Source organism: Variovorax sp. OK212, assembly GCF_900112425.1.
Classification (GTDB): domain Bacteria; phylum Pseudomonadota; class Gammaproteobacteria; order Burkholderiales; family Burkholderiaceae_C; genus Variovorax.
This window is the reverse complement of sequence record NZ_FOLP01000010.1, coordinates 49,538-68,679: the sequence shown is the minus strand read 5'-3', so window position 1 is coordinate 68,679 and position 19,142 is coordinate 49,538. Positions and strand designations below refer to the sequence as shown.

Below are 19,142 nucleotides of genomic sequence, written 5' to 3'. Positions count from 1 at the left end.
GGCCTTCGGGCCCCGTTTCTTTTTCTGCTGCGGTGCCGAGGTCTTCGGCCCGGCGCCTATTTCTGCAGCGTCTTCGCCCTCGCCACGCCGTAGCGCTGCAGCGTCTTCTCGCGCGCCTCGGCGTGGTCCACCACCGGCTTCGGGTAGTTCTCGCCCAGCTTGATGCCGGCCGCCTCCAGCTCCACCGGCGACGCCGTCCACGGCGAGTGGATCGCCGCGTTCGACAGCCCCGCCAGCTGCGGCAGGTAGCGGCGGATGAACTTGCCCTCGGGGTCGAAGCGCTCGCTCTGCGTCACCGGGTTGAAGATGCGGAAGTAGGGCTGCGCGTCGCAGCCGCTGGAGCTGGCCCACTGCCAGCCGCCGTTGTTCGAGGCCAGCTCGAAGTCGTTCAGGTGCGTGGCGAAGTAGGTCTCGCCGCGCCGCCAGTCCAGCCCCAGGTCCTTGCACAGGAAGCTCGCCACCACCATGCGCAGGCGGTTGTGCATGTAGCCGCTCTGGTTGATCTGCAGCATGGCCGCGTCCACCAACGGGTAGCCCGTGCGGCCCTCGCACCAGGCCTCGAACAGCTGGTCGGCGTGCTTGCCGTGGTGCCACTGGATCTTGTCGTAGTCGGGGCGGAAGCTCTTCGACTCGCCGTTCGGGCGCACGTGCGGAAAGTGCGCCAGGATCTGGAAGTAGAAGTCGCGCCAGATCAGCTCGCTCAGCCAGGTCGCCGCGCCCGGGTTGCCCTGCAGCGAGAGCTGGTGCGCCACGCTGGCCAGCTGGCGGATCGACACCGTGCCGAAGCGCAGGTGCACGCCCATGTAGCTGGGCCCGCGCACCGCGGGGAAGTTGCGCGCCTCGTCGTAGCGGTCGATGCGCTCGAAGAAGTCCTCGAACAGCGCGCCCGCGCCCTTGGTGCCGGTGGGAATCTCCAACGCCGAGAGGTTGGTCTTCTCGAAGCCGATCTCGCGCAGCGCGGGCACCGGCTCGCCGTAGGCCTGGGGCGAGGGCACCAGCGCGTCGGCGTGGCTGCGCACGGGGTACGACTTGAGAAAGAACGAATCGACCTTGGCCAGCCAGGCGCGCTTGTACGGCGTGAACACCGTGTAGGGCTGGCCGGTCTTGGTCATGACCTCGTCGCGGTCGAAGACGGTCGAGTCCTTGTAGGTGTGGAAGGTCACGCCGGCATTGGCCAGCGCTCCGAACACCTTGGCGTCGCGCTCCAGGGCTTCGGGCTCGTCGTCGCGGTTGGCGAACACCGCCTGCACGTCGAGCTCGCGGGCCAGGGCCGGAATTTCCTGCACCGCCGCGGCGTGCCGCACGATCAGCCCGCCGCCGAGCGCGCGCAGCTCGGATTCGAGCTCCACCAGCGACTCGCGGATGAATTCGACCCGCCGGTCGGCCGAGGGCAGGGCGTCCAGGATCGCCTTGTCGAAGACGAAAACACAGACCACCTGGCGGCAGGCGCGCAATGCGCGGTAGAGGGCGGCGTTGTCGTCGACGCGGAGGTCGCGGCGGAACCACATGAGCCCTTTGGGATAGGTCTTGTCGACGGCCAGTAAAATCGGAGGCATATGGCTGCCGATTCTGCCCCGATGAACCTCACGCATCATTTTTTGATAGCGATGCCCGGGATGGAAGACAAAACTTTCAACCGCAGCGTCGTGTACCTCTGCGAACACAGCGAGCGCGGCGCGCTCGGGCTGGTGATCAACAAACCCAGCGACATCAACCTCAAGGTGCTGTTCGAGAAGATCGAGCTTCACCTGGCCCGCCCCGAGCTGGGCGACGCCCCCGTCTTCCAGGGCGGCCCGGTGCAGACCGAGCGCGGCTTCGTGCTGCACGAGCCGGTCTTCACGCAGGCCGAGAAACCCGAGGAGTCGGTCTACGCCTCGACCATGACCATTCCCGGCGGGCTCGAGATGACCACCTCCAAGGACGTGCTGGAGGCCCTGGCCACCGGCGCCGGCCCGCGCAAGGTGCTGGTCTCGCTGGGCTATTCGGCCTGGGGCGAGGGCCAGCTCGAGTCCGAACTGGCCGAGAACAGCTGGCTCACCGTCGGCGCCGACCCGGCCGTGATCTTCGACACCCCGGTCGAGCAGCGCTACGACAAGGCCCTGCTGCTGCTGGGCCTCGAGGCCTGGAAGCTGTCGCCCGACGCGGGCCACGCATGAGCGACGTCATGTCCGACGCGCCCACGCCCGCTCCTGCTTCCGTTCCTGTTCCGGCTCCCGTTCCCGCCAGTTTCCAGACCTTCCTGGCCTTCGACTACGGCACCAAGCGCACCGGCGTGGCCAGCGGCAACCGGCTGCTGGGCACCGCCACGCCGCAGGCCACCATCAAGGCCGAGGGCGCCGACGCGCGCTTCGCCCAGGTCGAGGCGCGCATCAAGGAGTGGCAACCCGACGCGCTGGTGATCGGCGTGCCCTACCACCCCGACGGCGCCCCGCACGAGAACACCCGCCGCGCGCAGAAGTTCGCGCGCCAGCTGCGCGGGCGTTTCAATCTCCAGGTGTTCGAGGTCGACGAGCGCTACAGCACCACCGAGGCCCTGTCCTCGGGCGCGCGCGATGCCGATGCCGCCTCGGCCTGCATCATCCTGGAGCAATTTTTGAGGAGTCTCCCGTGAGTTCCATTTCCACCATTCCGGACGCCGAGGCGCTCTACACCCAACTGCTGGCCGGCGTGAAGACGCTCATGCGCCCGGCCACCAGGCTGGTGGGCATCACCTCCGGCGGCGCCTGGCTGGTCGAGCGGCTGCAGAAGGACCTGGGCCTGAGCGGCGCGCCCGGCATCATCTCCTCGGCCATGCACCGCGACGACTTCGCGCGCCGCGGCCTGTCGGCCAGCGCGCAGACCGCGCTGCCCTTCGACGTGAACGGCACCGACGTGCTGCTGCTCGACGACGTGCTCTACACCGGGCGCACCATCCGCGCCGTGCTCAACGAGCTGTTCGACTTCGGCCGCCCCGCCTGCGTGCGCCTGGCGGTGCTGGTCGACCGCGGCGGGCGCGAGCTGCCCGTGGCCGCCGACTTCGCGGCCACCACGCTCACGCTGCCCGACACCCAGTTGCTCGCACTCGCACGCGCCGAAGACGGGGCCTTCAGCCTCAAGGTGGAGGAAAACAAGTGAACCCCCACGTTCATCACTTCGTGTATTCACTGCCCCCCGAGGGGGCACCGGCCTCCCTTGGGGCGGCCCGGCGGGAGGCCTGCAAGTAAATGCTCTACAAGCGAAACCCCCAGCTCAACAAGAACGGCGAGCTGATCCACCTGCTGTCGATCGAGGGCCTGCCCAAGGACATCGTCACGCACATCCTCGACACGGCCGCCAACTTCACCAGCGTGAGCGACCGCGAAGTGAAGAAGGTGCCCCTGCTGCGCGGCAAGAGCGTGTTCAACCTGTTCTTCGAGAACAGCACGCGCACCCGCACCACCTTCGAGATCGCGGCCAAGCGCCTGAGTGCCGACGTCATCAACCTGGACATCGCGCGCTCCTCGGCCACCAAGGGCGAGTCGCTGCTGGACACCATCGCCAACCTGAGCGCCATGGCCGCCGACCTGTTCGTGGTGCGCCACAGCGAGTCGGGCGCGCCGTACCTGATCGCACAGCACGTGGCGCCCCACGTGCACGTGGTGAACGCCGGCGACGGCCGCCACGCGCACCCCACGCAGGGGCTGCTCGACATGTACACGATCCGCCACTACAAGAAGGACTTCTCGAACCTCACGGTGGCGATCGTCGGCGACGTGCTGCACTCGCGCGTGGCGCGCTCCGACATCCACGCGCTCACCACGCTGGGCTGCGCCGAGGTGCGCGTGGTCGGCCCCAAGACGCTGGTGCCCGCCGACATGGCCGGCATGGGCGTGCGCGTGTGCCACACGCTCGAGGAAGGCATCAAGGACTGCGACGTGGTCATCATGCTGCGCCTGCAGAACGAGCGCATGAGCGGCGCGCTGCTGCCTTCGTCGCAGGAGTTCTTCAAGACCTTCGGCCTCACGCCCGAGAAGCTGCAGCTCGCCAAGCCCGACGCCATCGTGATGCACCCGGGCCCCATCAACCGCGGCGTGGAGATCGACTCCGCCGTGGTCGACGGCAAGCAGAGCGTGATCCTCCCGCAGGTCACCTTCGGCATCGCCGTGCGCATGGCCGTGATGAGCATCGTCGCAGGTAACGAAGCATAGACATGTTGCTCGCCCCCAGTCTTCGCGCACTTCGTGTCGCTTCGCCAACCCCCTACCGGGGGCAACACCGGTGGCCCGGCAAAGCCGGTTCCACGGTGTTTCCCGAAACGGCCTTGACCGCCATCGGAAGACCATACGCATGAACATCCATATCACCAACGGCCGCGTCATCGACCCCGCCTCGGGCACCGACAACAAGGCCGACATCGCCATCGCCGACGGCAAGATCGCCGGCATCGGCGGCCGCATTCCGGCCGGCTTCAAGGCCGAGCGCACCATCGACGCCGCGGGCTGCATCGTCGCCCCCGGGCTGGTGGACCTGGCCGCGCGGCTGCGCGAGCCCGGCTACGAACACGAAGGCATGCTCGAAAGCGAAATGGCCGCGGCCATTGCCGGCGGCGTGACCAGCCTGGTGTGCCCGCCCGACACCGACCCCGTGCTCGACGAGCCCGGCCTGGTCGAGATGCTCAAGTTCCGCGCCGAGAAGCTGCAGTGCGCGCGCCTGTTCCCGCTGGGCGCGCTCACGCGCAACCTGGCCGGCGGCGTGCTCACCGAAATGGCCGAGCTCACCGAGGCCGGCTGCATCGGCTTCAGCCAGGCCGACGTGCCGCTGGCCGACACGCAGGTGCTGCAGCGCGCGCTGTCGTATGCCAGCACCTTCGGCTACACCGTGTGGCTGCGCCCGCAAGACCGCGACCTCGGCAAGGGCGTGGCCGCCAGCGGCCCGCTGGCCACGCGCCTGGGCCTGGGCGGCGTGCCCGTGTCGGCCGAGACCATCGCCATCTTCACCATCGTGGAGCTCATGAAGGCCACCGGCGCGCGCGTGCACCTGTGCCGCATCTCCAGCGCCCGCGGCGTGGCGCTGGTGCGCGAAGCCAAGGCGCAGGGCCTGCCGCTGACCTGCGACGTCAGCATCAACTCGCTGCACCTGGCCGACACCGACATCGGCTACTTCGACAGCCGCGCGCGCCTGAACCCGCCGCTGCGCCAGCAGGGCGACCGCGACGCGCTCTCGGCCGCGCTGGCCGACGGCACCATCGACGCGCTGGTGTCCGACCACACGCCGGTCGAGGCCGACGCCAAGACCTTGCCCTTTGCCGAAGCCGAGCCGGGCGCCACCGGCCTGGAGCTGCTGCTGCCGCTGGCGCTGCAATGGGGCGAGCGCAGCGGCGCGGGCCTGGCGCGCGCCATCGAGGTCATCACCTCGGCGCCGGCGCGCCTGCTGAGCGCCGCCGACACGGACACCGGCATCGGCCGCCTGGTCGAAGGCGGCGTGGCCGACCTGTGCATTGCCGACCCCGCGCTCGAATGGCAGGTGCAGCCCGACGCGCTCAAGAGCCAGGGCAAGCACACGCCGTTCTCCGGCTACCCGCTGCTGGGCCGCGCGCGCCACACGCTGGTGGCCGGCCGCGTGGTGCACGGCTGAGCGGCGACCGAGACAAGCCGAAAAGAAAAACCAAAAGAAAAGCGCCCCGATGGTTCATTCACTGAAGGCCTGCTGGCGCCTCCTGCATGCGGTAGTGCATGCGCTGGCCGGCTGGTGGACGATCCGCTTCACCTTTCCCGGCCTCTCGCAGCCCGAGCGCAACGCGCGCGTGCAGGCCTGGTCGAAACGCATGCTCGGGATCATGGGCATCACGCTCAAGGTGCAGGGCACGCCGCCGTCCGGCGGGCCGGTGCTGCTCATCTGCAACCACCTGTCGTGGCTCGACATCACCTGCATCCATGCGGCGCGCCATGTGCGCTTCGTGTCGAAGTCGGACGTCAAGGGCTGGCCGCTGATCGGCACGCTCTCCACCGGCTCGGGCACGCTCTACATCGAGCGCGAACGCCGCCGCGACGCGCTGCGCGTGGTGCACCACATGACCGAGGCGCTGCGCAACGGCGACATGATCGGCGTGTTCCCCGAAGGCACGACCAGCGACGGCCGCGGCCTGCTGCCGTTCCATGCCAACCTGCTGCAGGCCGCCATTTCTTCCGGCGCGCCCGTGCTGCCCGCCGCGCTGCGCTTCGCCGATGCCGCCACCGGCGAAACCAGCCAGGCGCCGCGCTACATCGACGACGACAGCCTGCTCGCCTCGCTGTGGAACACCCTGCGCGCGCCGCCGCTGCTGGTCATCGTGCGTTTCGGCGAGCCGCAGGACCCGCACGGCCGCGACCGCCGCGCGTGGGCCCAGTCGCTGCATGAAGACGTGCAGCAGCTGCGCCGCGAGACGCACTGAGCGACCCTCGCCACCCTTGCACCTCTCCCGCCTTCTGGGCGCCGGATAAAAAAAGCGCCTCCGAGGAGGCGCTGAACGACGCCGAAGCGCCGTGAGGAGGAACCGCAATCTCGCAGTTCGAGCAAAAACTGTCAGGCGGTCAGAGGATGCCGAAGATCTTCAGTCCGATGATCACGATCACCGGTACGCCGCAGAGCCAAAGAATGATGCTTTTCATGATCGGTGTCTCCTGAACTGGTAAGCCTGAAGGTTGGCGCGGCTGGTGCGCGCGGCGTGCGGGATAAAGCAATTCAAGCGCGTGAGCGCGTGCCTACATTGCCGTGCGCGCAGGCCTGCCCCCGGTGTGGGCGCGGAGCCCGGCCAAGCTCAGCGGGCTGGACGGCTTGGACGGGGCCGGCTCCGTATAACCCATTCATGGGATTGACCCCGTGCATGCCACGGCGACACTGGGTCCACAAGAAAACCAATCCATGGGACATGCCCGCCCGCGCTGCGGCGGGCCGTCCCCGAGCGCCCGCCCACCCTTGACCACACATCCCATTTCCGTCGATCTTCCGGGCGGCTGGTCCTGCTCGTTCCACTTCAAGCAGGGCTCCAGCGGCGGCTATTCCGGCGTGGCCGAGATCGCGCTGAACGGCCTGCGGCACGGGGAGCTCGTGATCATGGAGCAGCCCTCGCTCGAAGCGGCCGTGGCGCGCATGAAGCTGCGCGCCAGCCAGTTCGTGCGGGTGCGGTCCGCGGAAGGCGCGCAGAAGCCCTGGCGGCAGCGGGCCTGAGCTGTTGAGCGCCTGAACTCCTGAACGCAAAAGTAACATCGGGCCTCCACAACATGGAGGCAGAGACAGGTATGGGACGGATCTTCCTGGCAGGCATCGTCATGGCCACTGTCGCGTGTGTCGCGTGCGGGGCCGCCGCGCAGACGCGCAAACCCTTTCCCCCCGGCGTGGTGGGCGTGCTGCCCATCGACGCGGGCACCGAGTACGTGTTTCTCGACCGGCCCACCACCTTGGGCGGCGCGTGCAAGGGATGGAAGGCGGTGTCGATCCAGAAACCGGGCGAGCTGGGCTCGGGCATGATGGCCATCATGTGCTGGAAGGAATCGAACGGCCAGCTGCTGACCGCCACCGCCGTCAAGGTCACGCCGCAGGTGGCGCCGATGGACCTGATCCGCTGACCCCCTGACCCCGACCGCCCCCCGGCCCGTTGACCGGCCGGCGCCGCTCAGGCCGCCAGCAACCTGCCTTGCCGCCGCACGGCACGCCCCTGGTGCCCCATGCGCCCCGCCGCATCGGGCGGTTGTCCCGGCACCCACTCGCCCTTGGCCGACGCATCGCCCGGCAGCACGAACTGGCTGATCAGCGTGTCGAGGTTGTGCGCCTGGTCGCGCAGGCCTTCCGACGCGGCGGCCGACTCCTCGACCATCGCCGAGTTCTGCTGCGTCATCTGGTCCAGCCGCGCCACGGCCGTGTTGATCTGCCCGATGTCCTGCATCTGCGAGTGCGTGGCCATCGTGATGGCGCTGACCGTGCCCGCCACCTGGCCGATCGACGACACGATGCGCCCCATGGTCTGGCCCGCGTTGTCGGCCAGCACCGTTCCCGCCTCGATGCGCTGCACCGAGTCGTCGATGAGCCCCTTGATCTCGCGCGCCGCCGCCGCCGAGCGCGTGGCCAGCAGCCGCACCTCCGACGCCACCACCGCAAAGCCGCGCCCCGCGTCGCCGGCACGCGCCGCCTCGACCGCGGCATTGAGCGCGAGGATGTTCGTCTGGAACGCGATGCTGTCGATCACGCCCGTGATGTCGGCCACCTTGTGCGAGGCGCGGTGAATGTCCTGCATGGTGCTCACCACCTGCGACACCACCTCGCCGCCCTGTGCCGCCACCGCGGCGGCGGCGCCGGCCATGCGTTCGGCCTCGCCCGCGGCGTCGCTCGACTCGCGCACCGTGCGCATCACCTGCTCGAGCGCCGCCGCCGTCTGCTGCAGGCTGGCCGCGGCGTCTTCGGTGCGCGCTGAAAGGTCGGTGTTGCCGTGCGCGATTTCGCCGGCCGCCGAACGCACGTTCTGCACCGACTCGCGCACCCTCAGCACCAGCTCGCGCAACGCGCCCTGCATCGCGCCCAGGGCCTGCAGCATCTGCCCGGCTTCGTCGCGCGCGTGGCCTTCGATGTCTTGCCGCAGGTCGAGGCTGGCGACGCGTTCAGCGGTTTCGTTGGCTGTGCGAATCGGCCGGCTGATGCTGCGCACCAGCCACTGCGCCAGCACCACGCCCAGCAGCAGCGCGGTGGCGCTGAACAGCATCAGCGCCAGCCGGGCCGACGCGCTGAGTTCGGCAATGCGCACGCCGGCCCCGTCGATGGCCTCGCGCTGCGACTGCGCGAGCCTCGAAACGGCCGCCAGCAGCGCCGCCGAGCTTGGCTGGAAGCGCTGCGCATACACGTTGCGAATGCGCTCGGTCAGGCCCGAATCGCGCGCGGCAATCAGCTCTTTCACGGCGGCCGCGAAGTCCTTGCTGGCGGCGTCGGCCTGCGCGAGCAAGGCGCGGTCGGCGTCGTCCTGCAGGCGCTGGCCCACCTGCTTGAGCAGGTCGTCGTACTTGGCCGCGGTCGCCTGGATATCGGCCGAGAGGATCTCGCCGACCTCGGGCTCCGAGCTCAACGCCATCGCCTTGTAGCGCTCGGCGTTGATGGCCTGCAGCCGGTAGGCGTCGACCACGAGGCGTTCGGACACGCCGCGTTCCTGGATGGCTTCGCGCGTGGCCTCGTCGACCTTCGCGAGCGACCAGATGCCGATGCCGGAGCCCGCGAGGGTCAGCAGCAGCACGACGGTGAAGGTCGCGAGCAGGCGGCGGCCGAGGATGTTGCGGGGGCGGGGAGAGGTTGGGTGTTCTTTCGTCACGGGCGCATTAGAGCGGCGCCGTGTGACTGGGCATTGACTGCTTTTTACTGCGTGTGCGCAAGCAAGAAGGTGCCGATGGCAACGACCCACGCCAACGCCAGCGCAACCATGAGCCACGCGGACCCTTGCACGAGCGTCTCTTTCCAGCGCGGCATTTCGCGCGGCCGCGGGTCGAGCAATGCGAGCAGGGCAGCGCCGCCGTTCATGGCCGGCAGCGGCATCAGGTTGAACGCGGCGAGCTTGGCGGCCAGCATGCCCAGCAAGGGCACGAAGCCGAGCATGCCGACGCGCGCGGCGCCGCCGATCAGTTGCTGGGCATGCGAGGTCGGGCCCAGCGCGCCGGCCACGATCTGCGCGAAGCCGTGCGCCATGCTGCTCAGCGCCGATGGATGCAGCGCGAAGGCCACCACGGCAAGCGACGCCACGCCCGCCAGCGGCAACAGCACGCGCACCGCGCGCGGCTGGCTCTCGAAATCGTCGAAGTCGACCGCGCCGCCAAGCGGCAATGCGCGCAGCCGCAGCACGCCCACGGCCAGCAGCGTCGGTCCGAGGCCGAGCGACACCTCGCGGATCGCAATGCCCAGCAAGCGGCCGAGCAGGGCCATGACGGTGATGTGGAGCGCGGCCAGCAGCGCGATGGCAGCGATGAATTTCAGGGCAAGGAGCATGGGGCAAGGCAGGGAACACGCGCAGACGCGTGCGAGGCGGCCGATGTTAGCTTCGCCCGCATGAGAGTCCTGCTGATGCTCGGCGCGTTCGCGCTGGCCTTCTCCACTGCTGCTGCTGCTGCGAACTACCCGTGCTCCGGAGGCAAGGGCGGCGTGTCGCATTGCTCCGGCGCGTTGTTCGTGTGCAATGACGGGTCGATCAGCGGATCGAAGAAGGTCTGCACGGGGCCGCAGGGCGGCGGGAATGCGATGCGTGGTCTGCTGGCGCCGCAGGCACCTGCTGGTGCCGATGGTGGCAATGGTGCCGCCGGCGATTGCTCTTGCCGGTCGGGCCGCATCTGCACCGGGCCGCGCGGCGGGCAGTACTGCCTGAGCGACAGCGGCACGAAGAGCTACGTGCGCAGGTGATCGGGCTTGGGCGTCGGGTTGCCGAGGCGTCAGCTCCCTCGGTCGGCGCGAGCGCAGACCGAGGGACCCCCACGGCGATGACGGGGCTGGCGCCTATCGGTCTTGCTTCAGGCAGATCTGCACCAGGTCCACCACGTCCTTCGCGAGCACGGAGGCCAGCCAGAACACGTTGTTGCGGTGCACGGGGCCCGCGTCTTCCTGCTGCGGCGGGCCGTTGCCGTGGCAGTAGCACAGCAGCGAATGGAGCATCGTGCTCTTTTCCTCCAGCAGTGCCGCGGGGTCTGGCGGGGCCTCGGGGGGAGGTGGGGGCGTGGAGGGGCGGGCTATATTCCGGGGAGCCATTTGGGGTGCGTCCTTTCGCAGGTTGGGCACTTCACTTGGTTAGACGGCTGGGGTGTTGACGCATCCCGGCCGTCGCCTTTTGAGACCTCGCATTTGCATCGGTGCGGCCGTGCATCCGATGACCCGCTGCGAGGCAGGCGGCTGTTTCATTCAAGTGCGGGAAGGTGATGCGCTCCTTGCCTGCGTGGTGAGGCTTTGGGTGGTGAGGGCGCCCACTTTAGAGAGGAACCGCGCGGCGCGGGAAACGGAAATGCCCAGTAGTTCTCGAAACGCTGGGGCATGTGCTGCGGGGGGCGCGGGGTCACAAAAGACTGGGTTTGTTGCCGGGGGTGACGAGGCCGGGGGATGTCGTGCGGCGCGGACGCGAAGGGAACTCGAGGTGTCGGCACTGCTCGGAAACAGTCGTCGACGTACCCTCTTGCGCGATCAGGGCAGGCGGCTTTTCAACTCGCTGGCGCGCTGGTGCGCAGGCTAGGTTTCAACTGCGTTCGGCTTGGACGACTCGGCATCGACGCCAGCAGTTGCCTCGACAAACTCGACGCGATGCCCCTCGGGGTCGAAGACCACGGCGCGAAGCCCCCATTCACCCTGAACCGGCGGCGATATCAACGTGCCGCCAGCCTGCAAGACCGCTGAAATTGTTGCTTCCACGGAGGTCACCGTGAATCCCAGGCGCACCTGCGGTGTCGGGGTGTCGGCGTTCGCCGGATAGAGCTCCAGCAACACATGCCCGCCAGCGTTGGCGGAAACGTGCTCCGGTCCTCGCCCGTGACGTTCGCGAACCAGTTGGAGGCCTGTCGACGAGTAGAAGGCGCAGCACGCCTCGAGATCACGGACCTTGAGTACGAGGAGACTGAGCAGGGGGGACGGCATGTCTGGAGCGTACCCTTGCTGGGCACGCTCGGGTCAAGCGCCTGTTCTCCAGCATTCACCATCCAGTTGACGCGGCATCTATTTTTTTGGAAAGCGGCGTGCAACGGAGCAAAAATAGATTGCATACCGGGTCATAGCAAATTGTTGTAGTCGTAGGCATATTCTGCCTGCTCATGGTCACTCCAAATATGGCCATCCAATCTATCGCCAACAATCCTGCCCCCGCCCTCGCCATTGGCAATCGAAAATTCCGGTGCATTCGTTTTAAATGCGACCCTCATGGGGTGAAGCAGATTCACATCAACCTCCACTGGAAGCACCTCACTTCCTTTTGTCACTTGCCCTTTCACTCTGGCAGCGACCTCTGCCAGGCTTAATAGATTGCCATCCCTGTATCTAATGGGGACGTTCAATGCATCGATGCCGCCCCTTCTTAGAGACATGATCAATGCAACGCCCAGCAATCTGTCAATGCTATACCCCAGAAAACCTTGGTAGTAGCAATTTTCATCAATCACAACACCTCTTGCAGCAGGCCTTCCAGAGGAAAATATATCGCGCCCCAATGTCTTTTTCATCAGGTATACATCACATGAATTCAATGCATTTTCCTTAATCTTTACCTTCAAGATACGCAGCTCCTCCAGTCATTGAATTCTGAAATATCTGAGCCTGAAGGTCGTCGAGCAGGGTCTGCTGCTCGATGTCGAGCCGACCCCATTTATTTTGAATAGCAAGACAATTTGACTTGCACTCCGCCAGTTCCTTCTGCTTTTGAGCGACTTGTTTTCCCGTCAAGAAGTTGTTGTTGACCTCGTTGAAGGCCCCGGCTGCTCCCAATGTGCCGCCCAGCGCACCACCGACCGTCGCGGTCAGGCCCACCACCACGGCATCGTGTGCTGCGTCCGTCAGGACCAACGCCATAGCCGCCCGATCGATCAGCGGTGCCGCCTGAGTACTCACCACCCCGCCAGCCGCGCCCTCAACACCGCCGCTCAGACTGCCAATGACCGCATGGCCCGCTGCCCGGCACGCGCCATTTGCGACCCAACACGCCGCAGCCTCATCGTCACACACGTCCTGCAGGGTCGTGATGTTCAGGTCGCCACCCACATTGGCGGTGACACGGTTGGCCTCGACGGTCGCCGCGCGGTACCTACAGAAGTACCGGCAAAGTACCGATATGGGACGCTACGCCGTGAGACAACGCGAGACAAAGAAAAACCCGCTGTACCGATGAGGCACGCGGGCTTTGCGATGGAGTGAGACGGTGTGCGACGATGATTTGGTGCCTTCGACAGGAATCGAACCTGTATCTGAGTCTTAGGAGGACCCCGTTCTATCCATTGAACTACGAAGACATCTTTGCGGTGAATCGCGGCCCGGACTTTACCAGCTTGGCCTGACGCCCGTGATTCGGTGCCTCAGTCGTACTTCACCGTATAGATCAGGTCCACCCCGCTGGTCTGACCCGCCTGCCCCCGCAGCGTGAGCCGCGTCGTCAGGTCGTAGAAGATGAACAGCGTGCCGAAGGTGCCGCCGATGCTGCGCTCGTACGTGAGGTAGAAGTCCTTCGACAGCCGCTTGCCCAGCGTCACCGCCGACTCGCGCAGGTCGCCGCCGCTGCCCGGGCCCTTGAAGCCGAGTTCGTCCAGCCCGAAGCGGCTGGCCAGGCTGCCGCCGCTGCCACTGCCGCCGATCTTGCCGATGAGCGACAGCGCGGCCTGTTGCAGCAGGGCCGACTCGCCGCCGCTGGTGGCCGAGGCGCGGCCCAGGATGACCCATGACAGCGTCTCGGCGTCGGACAGCGCGGGCTCCGAATACAGCTTCACGCGCGGCGACTGCGCGCTGCCGGTGATCTGCACGCCCGCGCGTTGCGACAGGTTCGGGCGAATGGCCAGGATGTCCAGCGCCGGGTTGTCGAACGGGCCGTTGAAGCGCGCCACGCCGGTTTCCACGTCGAGCTGCTGGCCGTAGGCGCGGTACTGGCCCTTCACGGTCTTCACCTCGCCGGTGATGCGCGGCGGCGCGTTCAGCCGGGTGCTGCGGATCTCCAGGTCGCCCTCCAGCCGGGTGGTGATGCCGCGGCCCTGCACGGCGAAGTCGTCGCCCAGGTCGAAGTTGACGACGATGTCCGGCGGCTTGGCGGTCTGCGCCTTCGGGGCCTGGGCCGCCTGCGCATCGGCGCTGGCGGCCTCGCGCTGCGCCGCCTCGGCCGCCTCGCGGTCCTTGGCGGCGGAGCGCACGACCACGTCGCTGCCCAGGCTGGGCGCGGTCTCGTCGGGCAGGATGATGACGGCGCGGTCGGTCCTGAGCTTGCCGCGCACGCTGAACTGGCCGTTGTCCAGGCGCGCCTGCAGGTCGCCCGAGAGGGTGACCTGCCGGTCGGTGCGCACCAGCACGCGCAGCGCGCGCAACTGGGCCTGCAGCGCCATGCGAATGCCCGAGGCCGTGCCGCTGGCGGGGCCCCAGGCGAGGTTGCCGGTGGCCGACAGGGTGCCGCCGTCGGTGCGCGCCTCGCTGGCCGCGGTGCTGCGGTTGCCGCTCTGGCCGCCGATGCGCGCGTTGCTGCCGGCGCCGCCCTTGAGGGTGAATTCGGTGATCTGCACGCTGTCGCCGCTCAGCGTGGCGCGCAGGCGGCCGTCGCGCAGGTCGAGCCCTTCGACGGGCGCGCGCAGCGCGAGCTTGTCGGCGCCCAGGGTGCCGTTCCAGCGCGGCACGGCGCGGTTGCCCGACAGGGTGGCGCTGGCGTCCAGCGTGCCGGCCACGCGCCAGCCCGGGGGCGCCAGCATCGACCACACGCCCAGGTTGGGCAGCGCGGCCTTGATGGTGCCGCCCAGCGGCGCGTCGGGCGCCCACTGCCAGCCGCCGGCGCGCTGCTGCACGCGGGTGTTGATGTCGGCGTTGATCTTGCCGGCGCGTTCGCTGTCCCACGCCAGGGTGGCGCGCACGGCGTCGCCTTCGGCGTCGAGCCGTAGCTCGGCCTGGCGCAGGCCGGCCGGGGTGCTGGGCGCCTCGCCGCCGGCCGAGGCGGAGTTCATGGTGCGTTCGCTGGCGGTGCCGGTGCCGCTGCTGGTGATGCGCGTGACCAGCGCGGCCTCGCCGGCCTGCACGCGGATGTCGCCGCTCTGGCGCGCGATGCGGGCCTTGGCGCGCAGGGTGTCGCCGGCGTCGATGTCCCAGTCGCCGTCGAACATCAGGTCGCCGCTGATGCCGTATTCGCCCAGCGTGGTGTTGGCGCCGAGCGCGCCGGCCCAGGCCATGGGCAGGCCCTGCAGCTGGCCCTTCGACTGCACGCGGAACACGCGATTGGGCGCCGCGCCGCTCTGGCTGAAGCGCAGCGGCTGCCAGTCGATGCGCACGGTGCCGGGCACGGGGCCGCGCAGCGTGGCCGCGGCGGCGGAGGCCTCGATGTCCAGGCGCGGCGCGTTGCCGCCGGCGGTGCGGATGGTGGCGGTGACCTCGCGGCTCAGCTCCACCACCCACGGATCGCCGGGGCGGGTGCTGTCCGCCGCCTGCAGCTTCAGGCTGGTCAGCGCGGCGCGCCATTGGCCGGCGCCCGCGATGCCGCCGCTGGCGCGGGTGTCGATGTTGAACTTCTGCGTGCCGGTGGCGGCTTCGCCCTTCAGCGTGAGCGTGGCCTGCGCCAGGCTGCCGGCCAGGTCGGCGCGCAGGTCGCTCAGCTGCACCGTGGTGGCGGCGGCGCCGGGCTGCTCGGCGGGCAATGTGAGCTCCAGCCGCGGCACGCCGAGCATGGCCTTCAGGCTGGGCTCGGTGATGCCGCGCTGCGCGGGGGCGTTGGCGTTTTCCAGCCGGCGCTGGATGGTCTGCCAGCCGCCTTGCCAGCTGGCGTCCAGCCTGGCCGAACCCTTGGCGCCGGCGCTGGCGAACACCTTCGACAGGCCGGGCAGGCTCTGCACCCAGCGCTGCAGGGTGTCGGCGTCGTCGATGCTGGCCTTGATGTCGCCGCCGCCCGTGCTCGGCGCAATGCGGCCTTCGACCTGCGCGCTGCCGCCCGGCAGCACGAGGCTGAGCTTGCCGCTCGCGGCCTGGTCGGCCACGCGCACCTGCAGCTTGCCGTCGACGCTGGCGCGCTGGGCCTCGATGCGCAGCGTGCGCAGGTCGAGCACCTGGTCTTTCCACTGGCCCTGGGCCAGCGCGCGGTCGAGCGCGAAGCCGGGCAGGGCTTTGCTGCCCGCGCCGCCCTGGGCGCGCAGCGCGGCGTCGAAGCTGATGGTGCTTTCCTTCTGCTCGGCCTTGAGCGTGCCGCTCACGGGCGCGCCGGAGAGTTCGCTGTACAGCGCGCCGGGCCGCACGCCGCGCACGGTGGCCTGGGCCTGCCATGGCGAGGGCGCGGGGCTCCACTTGCCGGCCGCGTCGATGCGCCCGCCGCCCGCGCGCACGGTGGCTTCGGGAACGGTCCAGCTGGTGCCGTCGAAGCCGACGCGGGCCTGCACCTGTTCGAGCGGCAGCTTCTCTTCGTTCCACGGGCCGGGCACGGCGTTGCGGACGTCGGCGGAGGCCTTCCAGGCGGCGGGGCCGGTGTCGGCGTCGGGCTGCAGTTCGACGGTGCCGGTGAGCTGCGTCTGCGGCGCGCCGGGCCACAGGCTCGACGCATCGACGTTGCGCAGGTCGGCCTTGGCGTCGATCACGGGCTGCGGCAGCCACGGCGCAATCTGCGCCTGCAGTTTGGCTTCCATGGGCGCGTCGGCGTTCTCTTCGGCGGGCTTGAGTTCGGCGGCCACCTGCAGGCGCGCGCCGGTGCCGGCGAGCGTGCCCTTCACGGTGGCGGCGGCCAGCACGTCGATGTCGTGGTCCTCGGCCAGCGGCGCCTTCACGCGGCCGTCGAGCGCGGCGTCGATGGCCATGGGCGCGGTGCCCTGCAGCTTCACGCGCGCGCTGTAGTGGCCGTCGGCAATGTCCACGCCCTTGATCTCCAGCGCATGCTCGGAGGCCTTGTCGTAGCTGTAGTTGCCCGACAGGTTGAGCGCCTGCAGCACGGGCGGGCCGGCCCAGCGCACTTCGTCGATGCGAAACGGCAGCTCGACCTCCACCGGCAGCACGATCTGCTCGAGCGGCTTGACGGGCTCGTTGCCGGGCGCGCCGCGCTTCTCGATGAGCACCTGCTTCGCATGCACCTCGCCGAGCTGCACCTTGCGCTGGAACAGCGGCGCCAGCGTCCAGCCGATGGTGGCGTCGTTCACCTCCACGGCGATGCTCTCGCTCTGGTACTTGAGCCAGCCGATGTGGCCGCCGGTGCGCAGCGAGCCGGTGACGTCGCGGCTCTCCAGGGTCTGGCCGGCCGGCATGCGCTGCGCGGCCTGCGCGAGCGCGAAGGCCAGCGACTTGTTGGAGCCGATGTACCACCACGCGCCGGCGGCCAGCAGCAGCACCACGAGCAGCAGGCCGGTCAGGGTCCAGGCGAAGGCGCGCGCGGCGCGGCGTGCGCGCGATCGAGGGCGGCGCACGGCCGGTGCCGACTCGGCTGGCATGGGTGTGGCCGTGGGTGCGGCCATGGGTGCGGCCGTGGGTGCGGCCGTGGGTTCGCGCGTGGGGTCGGTGTCGTTGCTCATCGGCACCCGATCAGAAAGTGAAGCCCAGGCGGAAGTGCAGGCGGAATCTCTTCGAGTCCACGCCGTAGGCCAGGTCGGCCTGCACCGGCCCCACGGGGCTGCGCCAGCGCGCGCCCACGCCCAGGCCCACCTTGGGCTTGAGCTCGCCGGGCTTGTCGGCCACCGCGCCGGCGTCCACGAACACCACGCTCTCCCAGGCGGTGAGCTTGTCCTTGTAGACGAAGGGGCGCTGCCACTCGGCGCTCAGCACGCCGAGGTAGCGGCCCGCCACGATCTGCCCGTCGGTGCGCACGGTGCCGATCTGCTTGTAGCTGTAGCCGCGCACGGTGGTGTCGCCGCCGGTGAGGAACATCAGCGTGGACGGGATCTGCGCGTTGTCCTTGGCCGACACGGCGCCGGCCTCCACGCGCAGCTGCAGGCGGCTGCGGCGCGCGCGGCTTTCCTTGTCTTCGGCCGAGCCCAGCGGCACCACGCCGAGCCAGCGCGCATAGGTGCGCGTGAAGGGCGTCTGCATGCCGGTGAGCGTGTAGCCCGCGGCCACTTCCAGCGCCAGGCCGTAGCCGCGCGTGGGTGCGGAGTTGTCGTCGAAGTAGCGCCCGGTCCAGCCCCAGTTGGCGGTGACGGCCGAGGCCGAGGGCGGGGCGTCGATGCCGCGGTTCTGCGCGTAGTCGTACTGCAGGAAGTAGCTGCGGTCGATGTGGTCGCTCGACTTGTTGCGCCCGCCGCGCAGCCGCCCGCTGTCGACCACGTAGCTGCCCGACTGCTCGCTCTTGAGCTCGGCGCCGGTGAACCAGCGCCAGCCGCGGTCGTCGGGAATGGCGTTCAGCTCGGTGCTCAGCGACTTGATGTCCTGGTCGACCGACAGCCGCGAGACGGCGCGCCAGCCCAGCAGCGGCACCTGGTTGTGGATGTGGTCGATCGACAGGCGAGGGCCGTTGTCGGTGGTGAAGCCCACGCCCATCACCACCTTCTGCAGCGGCGCCTCGCGCAGCTGCGCGATGACGGGCGCGGCCAGCGGGTTGCCGCTGTCGGTGTCCAGCGTGAGGAACACGGAGTCGTAGTAGCCGCTGCTGGCCAGCCGCTGCTGCGCGTCGAGCAGCTTCTGCTGGTCGTAGTCCTGGCCGCTGGGCAGGCGCGCGATGCGGCGCGCGCCGTCGGGGTCGTAGCGCTGGATGCCGCGCAGCACCAGCGGGCCGAACTTGTAGGCGGGGCCCGACTGGTAGGTGGCGCTCAGGCGCGCCTCGCTGCGGTCGGCGTCGACCTCGGCGCGGCTGATCTCGATGGTGCCCGTGGGAAAGCGCTTGGCCGTGAGGCTGCGCAGCGCGGTGGTCTTGGCCGAGTCCCAGGCCTGTTGCGTGAAGGGCTGGCCGGCGCGCAGGGCCCAGTCGGTGCGGATCGAATCGCGCTGCGCCTCGGCGCTCGGGTCGTCGGCAATGGCGCCCGCGTAGCTGATCTGCACGTTGCTCACCTTGGTGATCTCGCCGGGCGACACGGTGATGACGATCTCGCGCGGGGCCTTGGTGCTCTCGGGTGTCTCGTTGAGCTCGAGCGTCAGCGTGGGCGTGAAGTAGCCCAGCGTGCCGAGCAGCTCGCGCGCGTTCGACTCGGCGGCCACCATGAGGCGCGAGATCTCGGTGGCACCCAGGTCGTCGAGCTCGCGGTAGCGCTGGATCTCCAGGTGCAGCTTGAGGTAGTCGCGCACGTCCTCGGGGCCGCGCACGTCGACGGTGAAGGCGTCGCGCTTGGCGGGCCTGTCCTTGTCGGTCTTGCCGTCCTTGTCGCTCTTGTCTTCATCCTTGCCGCTGTCCGCCGCGGGACCGCTGCGCACGACGCCGGCCACGGGCTGACCATCGGCGGGGTCCTTGCCTTTTCCCGGCAGCAGGCTGCAGCCTTGCAAGAGCAGGACGCCTGAAAAAAGCAAAGCCGGCCATGACGCCGGCAAGGAAACTGGAACCACCCTGACCATGGGCGAATTCTGACAGCAAGGCCGGC

19 protein-coding genes and 1 tRNA gene are annotated in these 19,142 nt (G+C 69.0%); 9 read left to right on the top strand and 11 right to left on the bottom strand.

Annotation, left to right across the window (positions count from 1 at the left end):
- Positions 1 to 56 precede the first annotated feature (56 nt).
- Positions 57 to 1,556 (bottom strand): cryptochrome/photolyase family protein, encoded by a 1,500-nt coding sequence (locus BM004_RS25435; protein ID WP_093217822.1) that lies wholly within the window; start codon positions 1,554 to 1,556, stop codon positions 57 to 59.
- On the opposite strand from BM004_RS25435, the gene BM004_RS25430 reads away from it, so the two are divergent.
- From BM004_RS25430 to BM004_RS25405, 6 genes are all read left to right on the top strand, one after another.
- A complete protein-coding gene (locus tag BM004_RS25430) occupies positions 1,557 to 2,156 on the top strand; it encodes a YqgE/AlgH family protein (protein ID WP_093130405.1) in 600 nt (199 codons plus the stop codon). It abuts the gene before it with no gap.
- Positions 2,153 to 2,611, top strand: a complete 459-nt coding sequence (gene ruvX, locus BM004_RS25425) for a Holliday junction resolvase RuvX (RefSeq protein ID WP_371270549.1) — start codon at positions 2,153 to 2,155, stop codon at positions 2,609 to 2,611. The genes BM004_RS25430 and ruvX overlap by 4 nt, the downstream gene beginning before the upstream one ends.
- Before the next feature lie 5 nt (positions 2,612 to 2,616).
- Positions 2,617 to 3,114, top strand: a complete 498-nt coding sequence (gene pyrR, locus BM004_RS25420; RefSeq protein ID WP_093130601.1) for a bifunctional pyr operon transcriptional regulator/uracil phosphoribosyltransferase PyrR — start codon at positions 2,617 to 2,619, stop codon at positions 3,112 to 3,114.
- A gap of 89 nt (positions 3,115 to 3,203) precedes the next feature.
- Entirely contained in the window at positions 3,204 to 4,166 is a 963-nt protein-coding gene (locus tag BM004_RS25415; protein ID WP_093130404.1) for an aspartate carbamoyltransferase catalytic subunit, read from the top strand.
- A gap of 139 nt (positions 4,167 to 4,305) precedes the next feature.
- A complete protein-coding gene (locus tag BM004_RS25410; RefSeq protein WP_093217821.1) occupies positions 4,306 to 5,592 on the top strand; it encodes a dihydroorotase in 1,287 nt (428 codons plus the stop codon).
- Between the two features lie 49 nt (positions 5,593 to 5,641).
- Positions 5,642 to 6,388: a lysophospholipid acyltransferase family protein gene (locus tag BM004_RS25405; protein ID WP_093217819.1), complete on the top strand. Its 747-nt coding sequence runs from the start codon at positions 5,642 to 5,644 to the stop codon at positions 6,386 to 6,388.
- 139 nt (positions 6,389 to 6,527) lie between these two features.
- On the opposite strand, the gene BM004_RS41815 is transcribed toward BM004_RS25405, so the two are convergent.
- Complete coding sequence (locus BM004_RS41815) at positions 6,528 to 6,677, bottom strand: hypothetical protein (RefSeq protein WP_177225562.1); 150 nt, start codon at positions 6,675 to 6,677, stop codon at positions 6,528 to 6,530.
- 235 nt (positions 6,678 to 6,912) lie between these two features.
- On the opposite strand from BM004_RS41815, the gene BM004_RS25400 reads away from it, so the two are divergent.
- The gene (locus BM004_RS25400; RefSeq protein WP_093130401.1) at positions 6,913 to 7,164 is read left to right on the top strand and encodes a hypothetical protein; all 252 of its coding nucleotides are present in this window, start codon (positions 6,913 to 6,915) and stop codon (positions 7,162 to 7,164) included.
- Between the two features lie 101 nt (positions 7,165 to 7,265).
- Entirely contained in the window at positions 7,266 to 7,562 is a 297-nt protein-coding gene (locus BM004_RS25395; RefSeq protein WP_143072509.1) for a hypothetical protein, read from the top strand.
- Positions 7,563 to 7,609: 47 nt separating this feature from the next.
- On the opposite strand, the gene BM004_RS25390 is transcribed toward BM004_RS25395, so the two are convergent.
- Together BM004_RS25390 and BM004_RS25385 are read right to left on the bottom strand one after the other, a co-directional pair.
- The gene (locus BM004_RS25390; RefSeq protein WP_093130399.1) at positions 7,610 to 9,286 is read right to left on the bottom strand and encodes a methyl-accepting chemotaxis protein; all 1,677 of its coding nucleotides are present in this window, start codon (positions 9,284 to 9,286) and stop codon (positions 7,610 to 7,612) included.
- Positions 9,287 to 9,330: 44 nt separating this feature from the next.
- Positions 9,331 to 9,954, bottom strand: a complete 624-nt coding sequence (locus BM004_RS25385) for a site-2 protease family protein (protein WP_093217816.1) — start codon at positions 9,952 to 9,954, stop codon at positions 9,331 to 9,333.
- A 75-nt stretch (positions 9,955 to 10,029) separates the two neighbouring features.
- On the opposite strand from BM004_RS25385, the gene BM004_RS25380 reads away from it, so the two are divergent.
- Positions 10,030 to 10,362: a YdcA family protein gene (locus tag BM004_RS25380; RefSeq protein WP_256220045.1), complete on the top strand. Its 333-nt coding sequence runs from the start codon at positions 10,030 to 10,032 to the stop codon at positions 10,360 to 10,362.
- A 93-nt stretch (positions 10,363 to 10,455) separates the two neighbouring features.
- Here the strand turns inward: BM004_RS25380 and BM004_RS41545 are convergent, their stop codons facing one another.
- The 7 genes from BM004_RS41545 to BM004_RS25355 all read right to left on the bottom strand — a co-directional run bounded on the left by BM004_RS41545 (position 10,456) and on the right by BM004_RS25355 (position 19,116).
- On the bottom strand, positions 10,456 to 10,611 hold the full coding sequence (locus BM004_RS41545) for a hypothetical protein (protein WP_177206601.1): 156 nt from the start codon (positions 10,609 to 10,611) through the stop codon (positions 10,456 to 10,458).
- Between the two features lie 564 nt (positions 10,612 to 11,175).
- A complete protein-coding gene (locus BM004_RS25375; RefSeq protein WP_093217813.1) occupies positions 11,176 to 11,577 on the bottom strand; it encodes a VOC family protein in 402 nt (133 codons plus the stop codon).
- Positions 11,578 to 11,708: 131 nt separating this feature from the next.
- Entirely contained in the window at positions 11,709 to 12,206 is a 498-nt protein-coding gene (locus BM004_RS40820; protein WP_143072508.1) for a hypothetical protein, read from the bottom strand.
- A complete protein-coding gene (locus BM004_RS25370; RefSeq protein WP_143072507.1) occupies positions 12,190 to 12,762 on the bottom strand; it encodes a hemagglutinin repeat-containing protein in 573 nt (190 codons plus the stop codon). The genes BM004_RS40820 and BM004_RS25370 overlap by 17 nt, the downstream gene beginning before the upstream one ends.
- A 101-nt stretch (positions 12,763 to 12,863) precedes the next feature.
- Positions 12,864 to 12,938, bottom strand: a tRNA-Arg gene (locus BM004_RS25365).
- 63 nt (positions 12,939 to 13,001) lie between these two features.
- Positions 13,002 to 17,093: a translocation/assembly module TamB domain-containing protein gene (locus tag BM004_RS25360; RefSeq protein WP_371270625.1), complete on the bottom strand. Its 4,092-nt coding sequence runs from the start codon at positions 17,091 to 17,093 to the stop codon at positions 13,002 to 13,004.
- Between the two features lie 67 nt (positions 17,094 to 17,160).
- The gene (locus BM004_RS25355; protein ID WP_093217810.1) at positions 17,161 to 19,116 is read right to left on the bottom strand and encodes an autotransporter assembly complex protein TamA; all 1,956 of its coding nucleotides are present in this window, start codon (positions 19,114 to 19,116) and stop codon (positions 17,161 to 17,163) included.
- Positions 19,117 to 19,142: the final 26 nt, after the last annotated feature.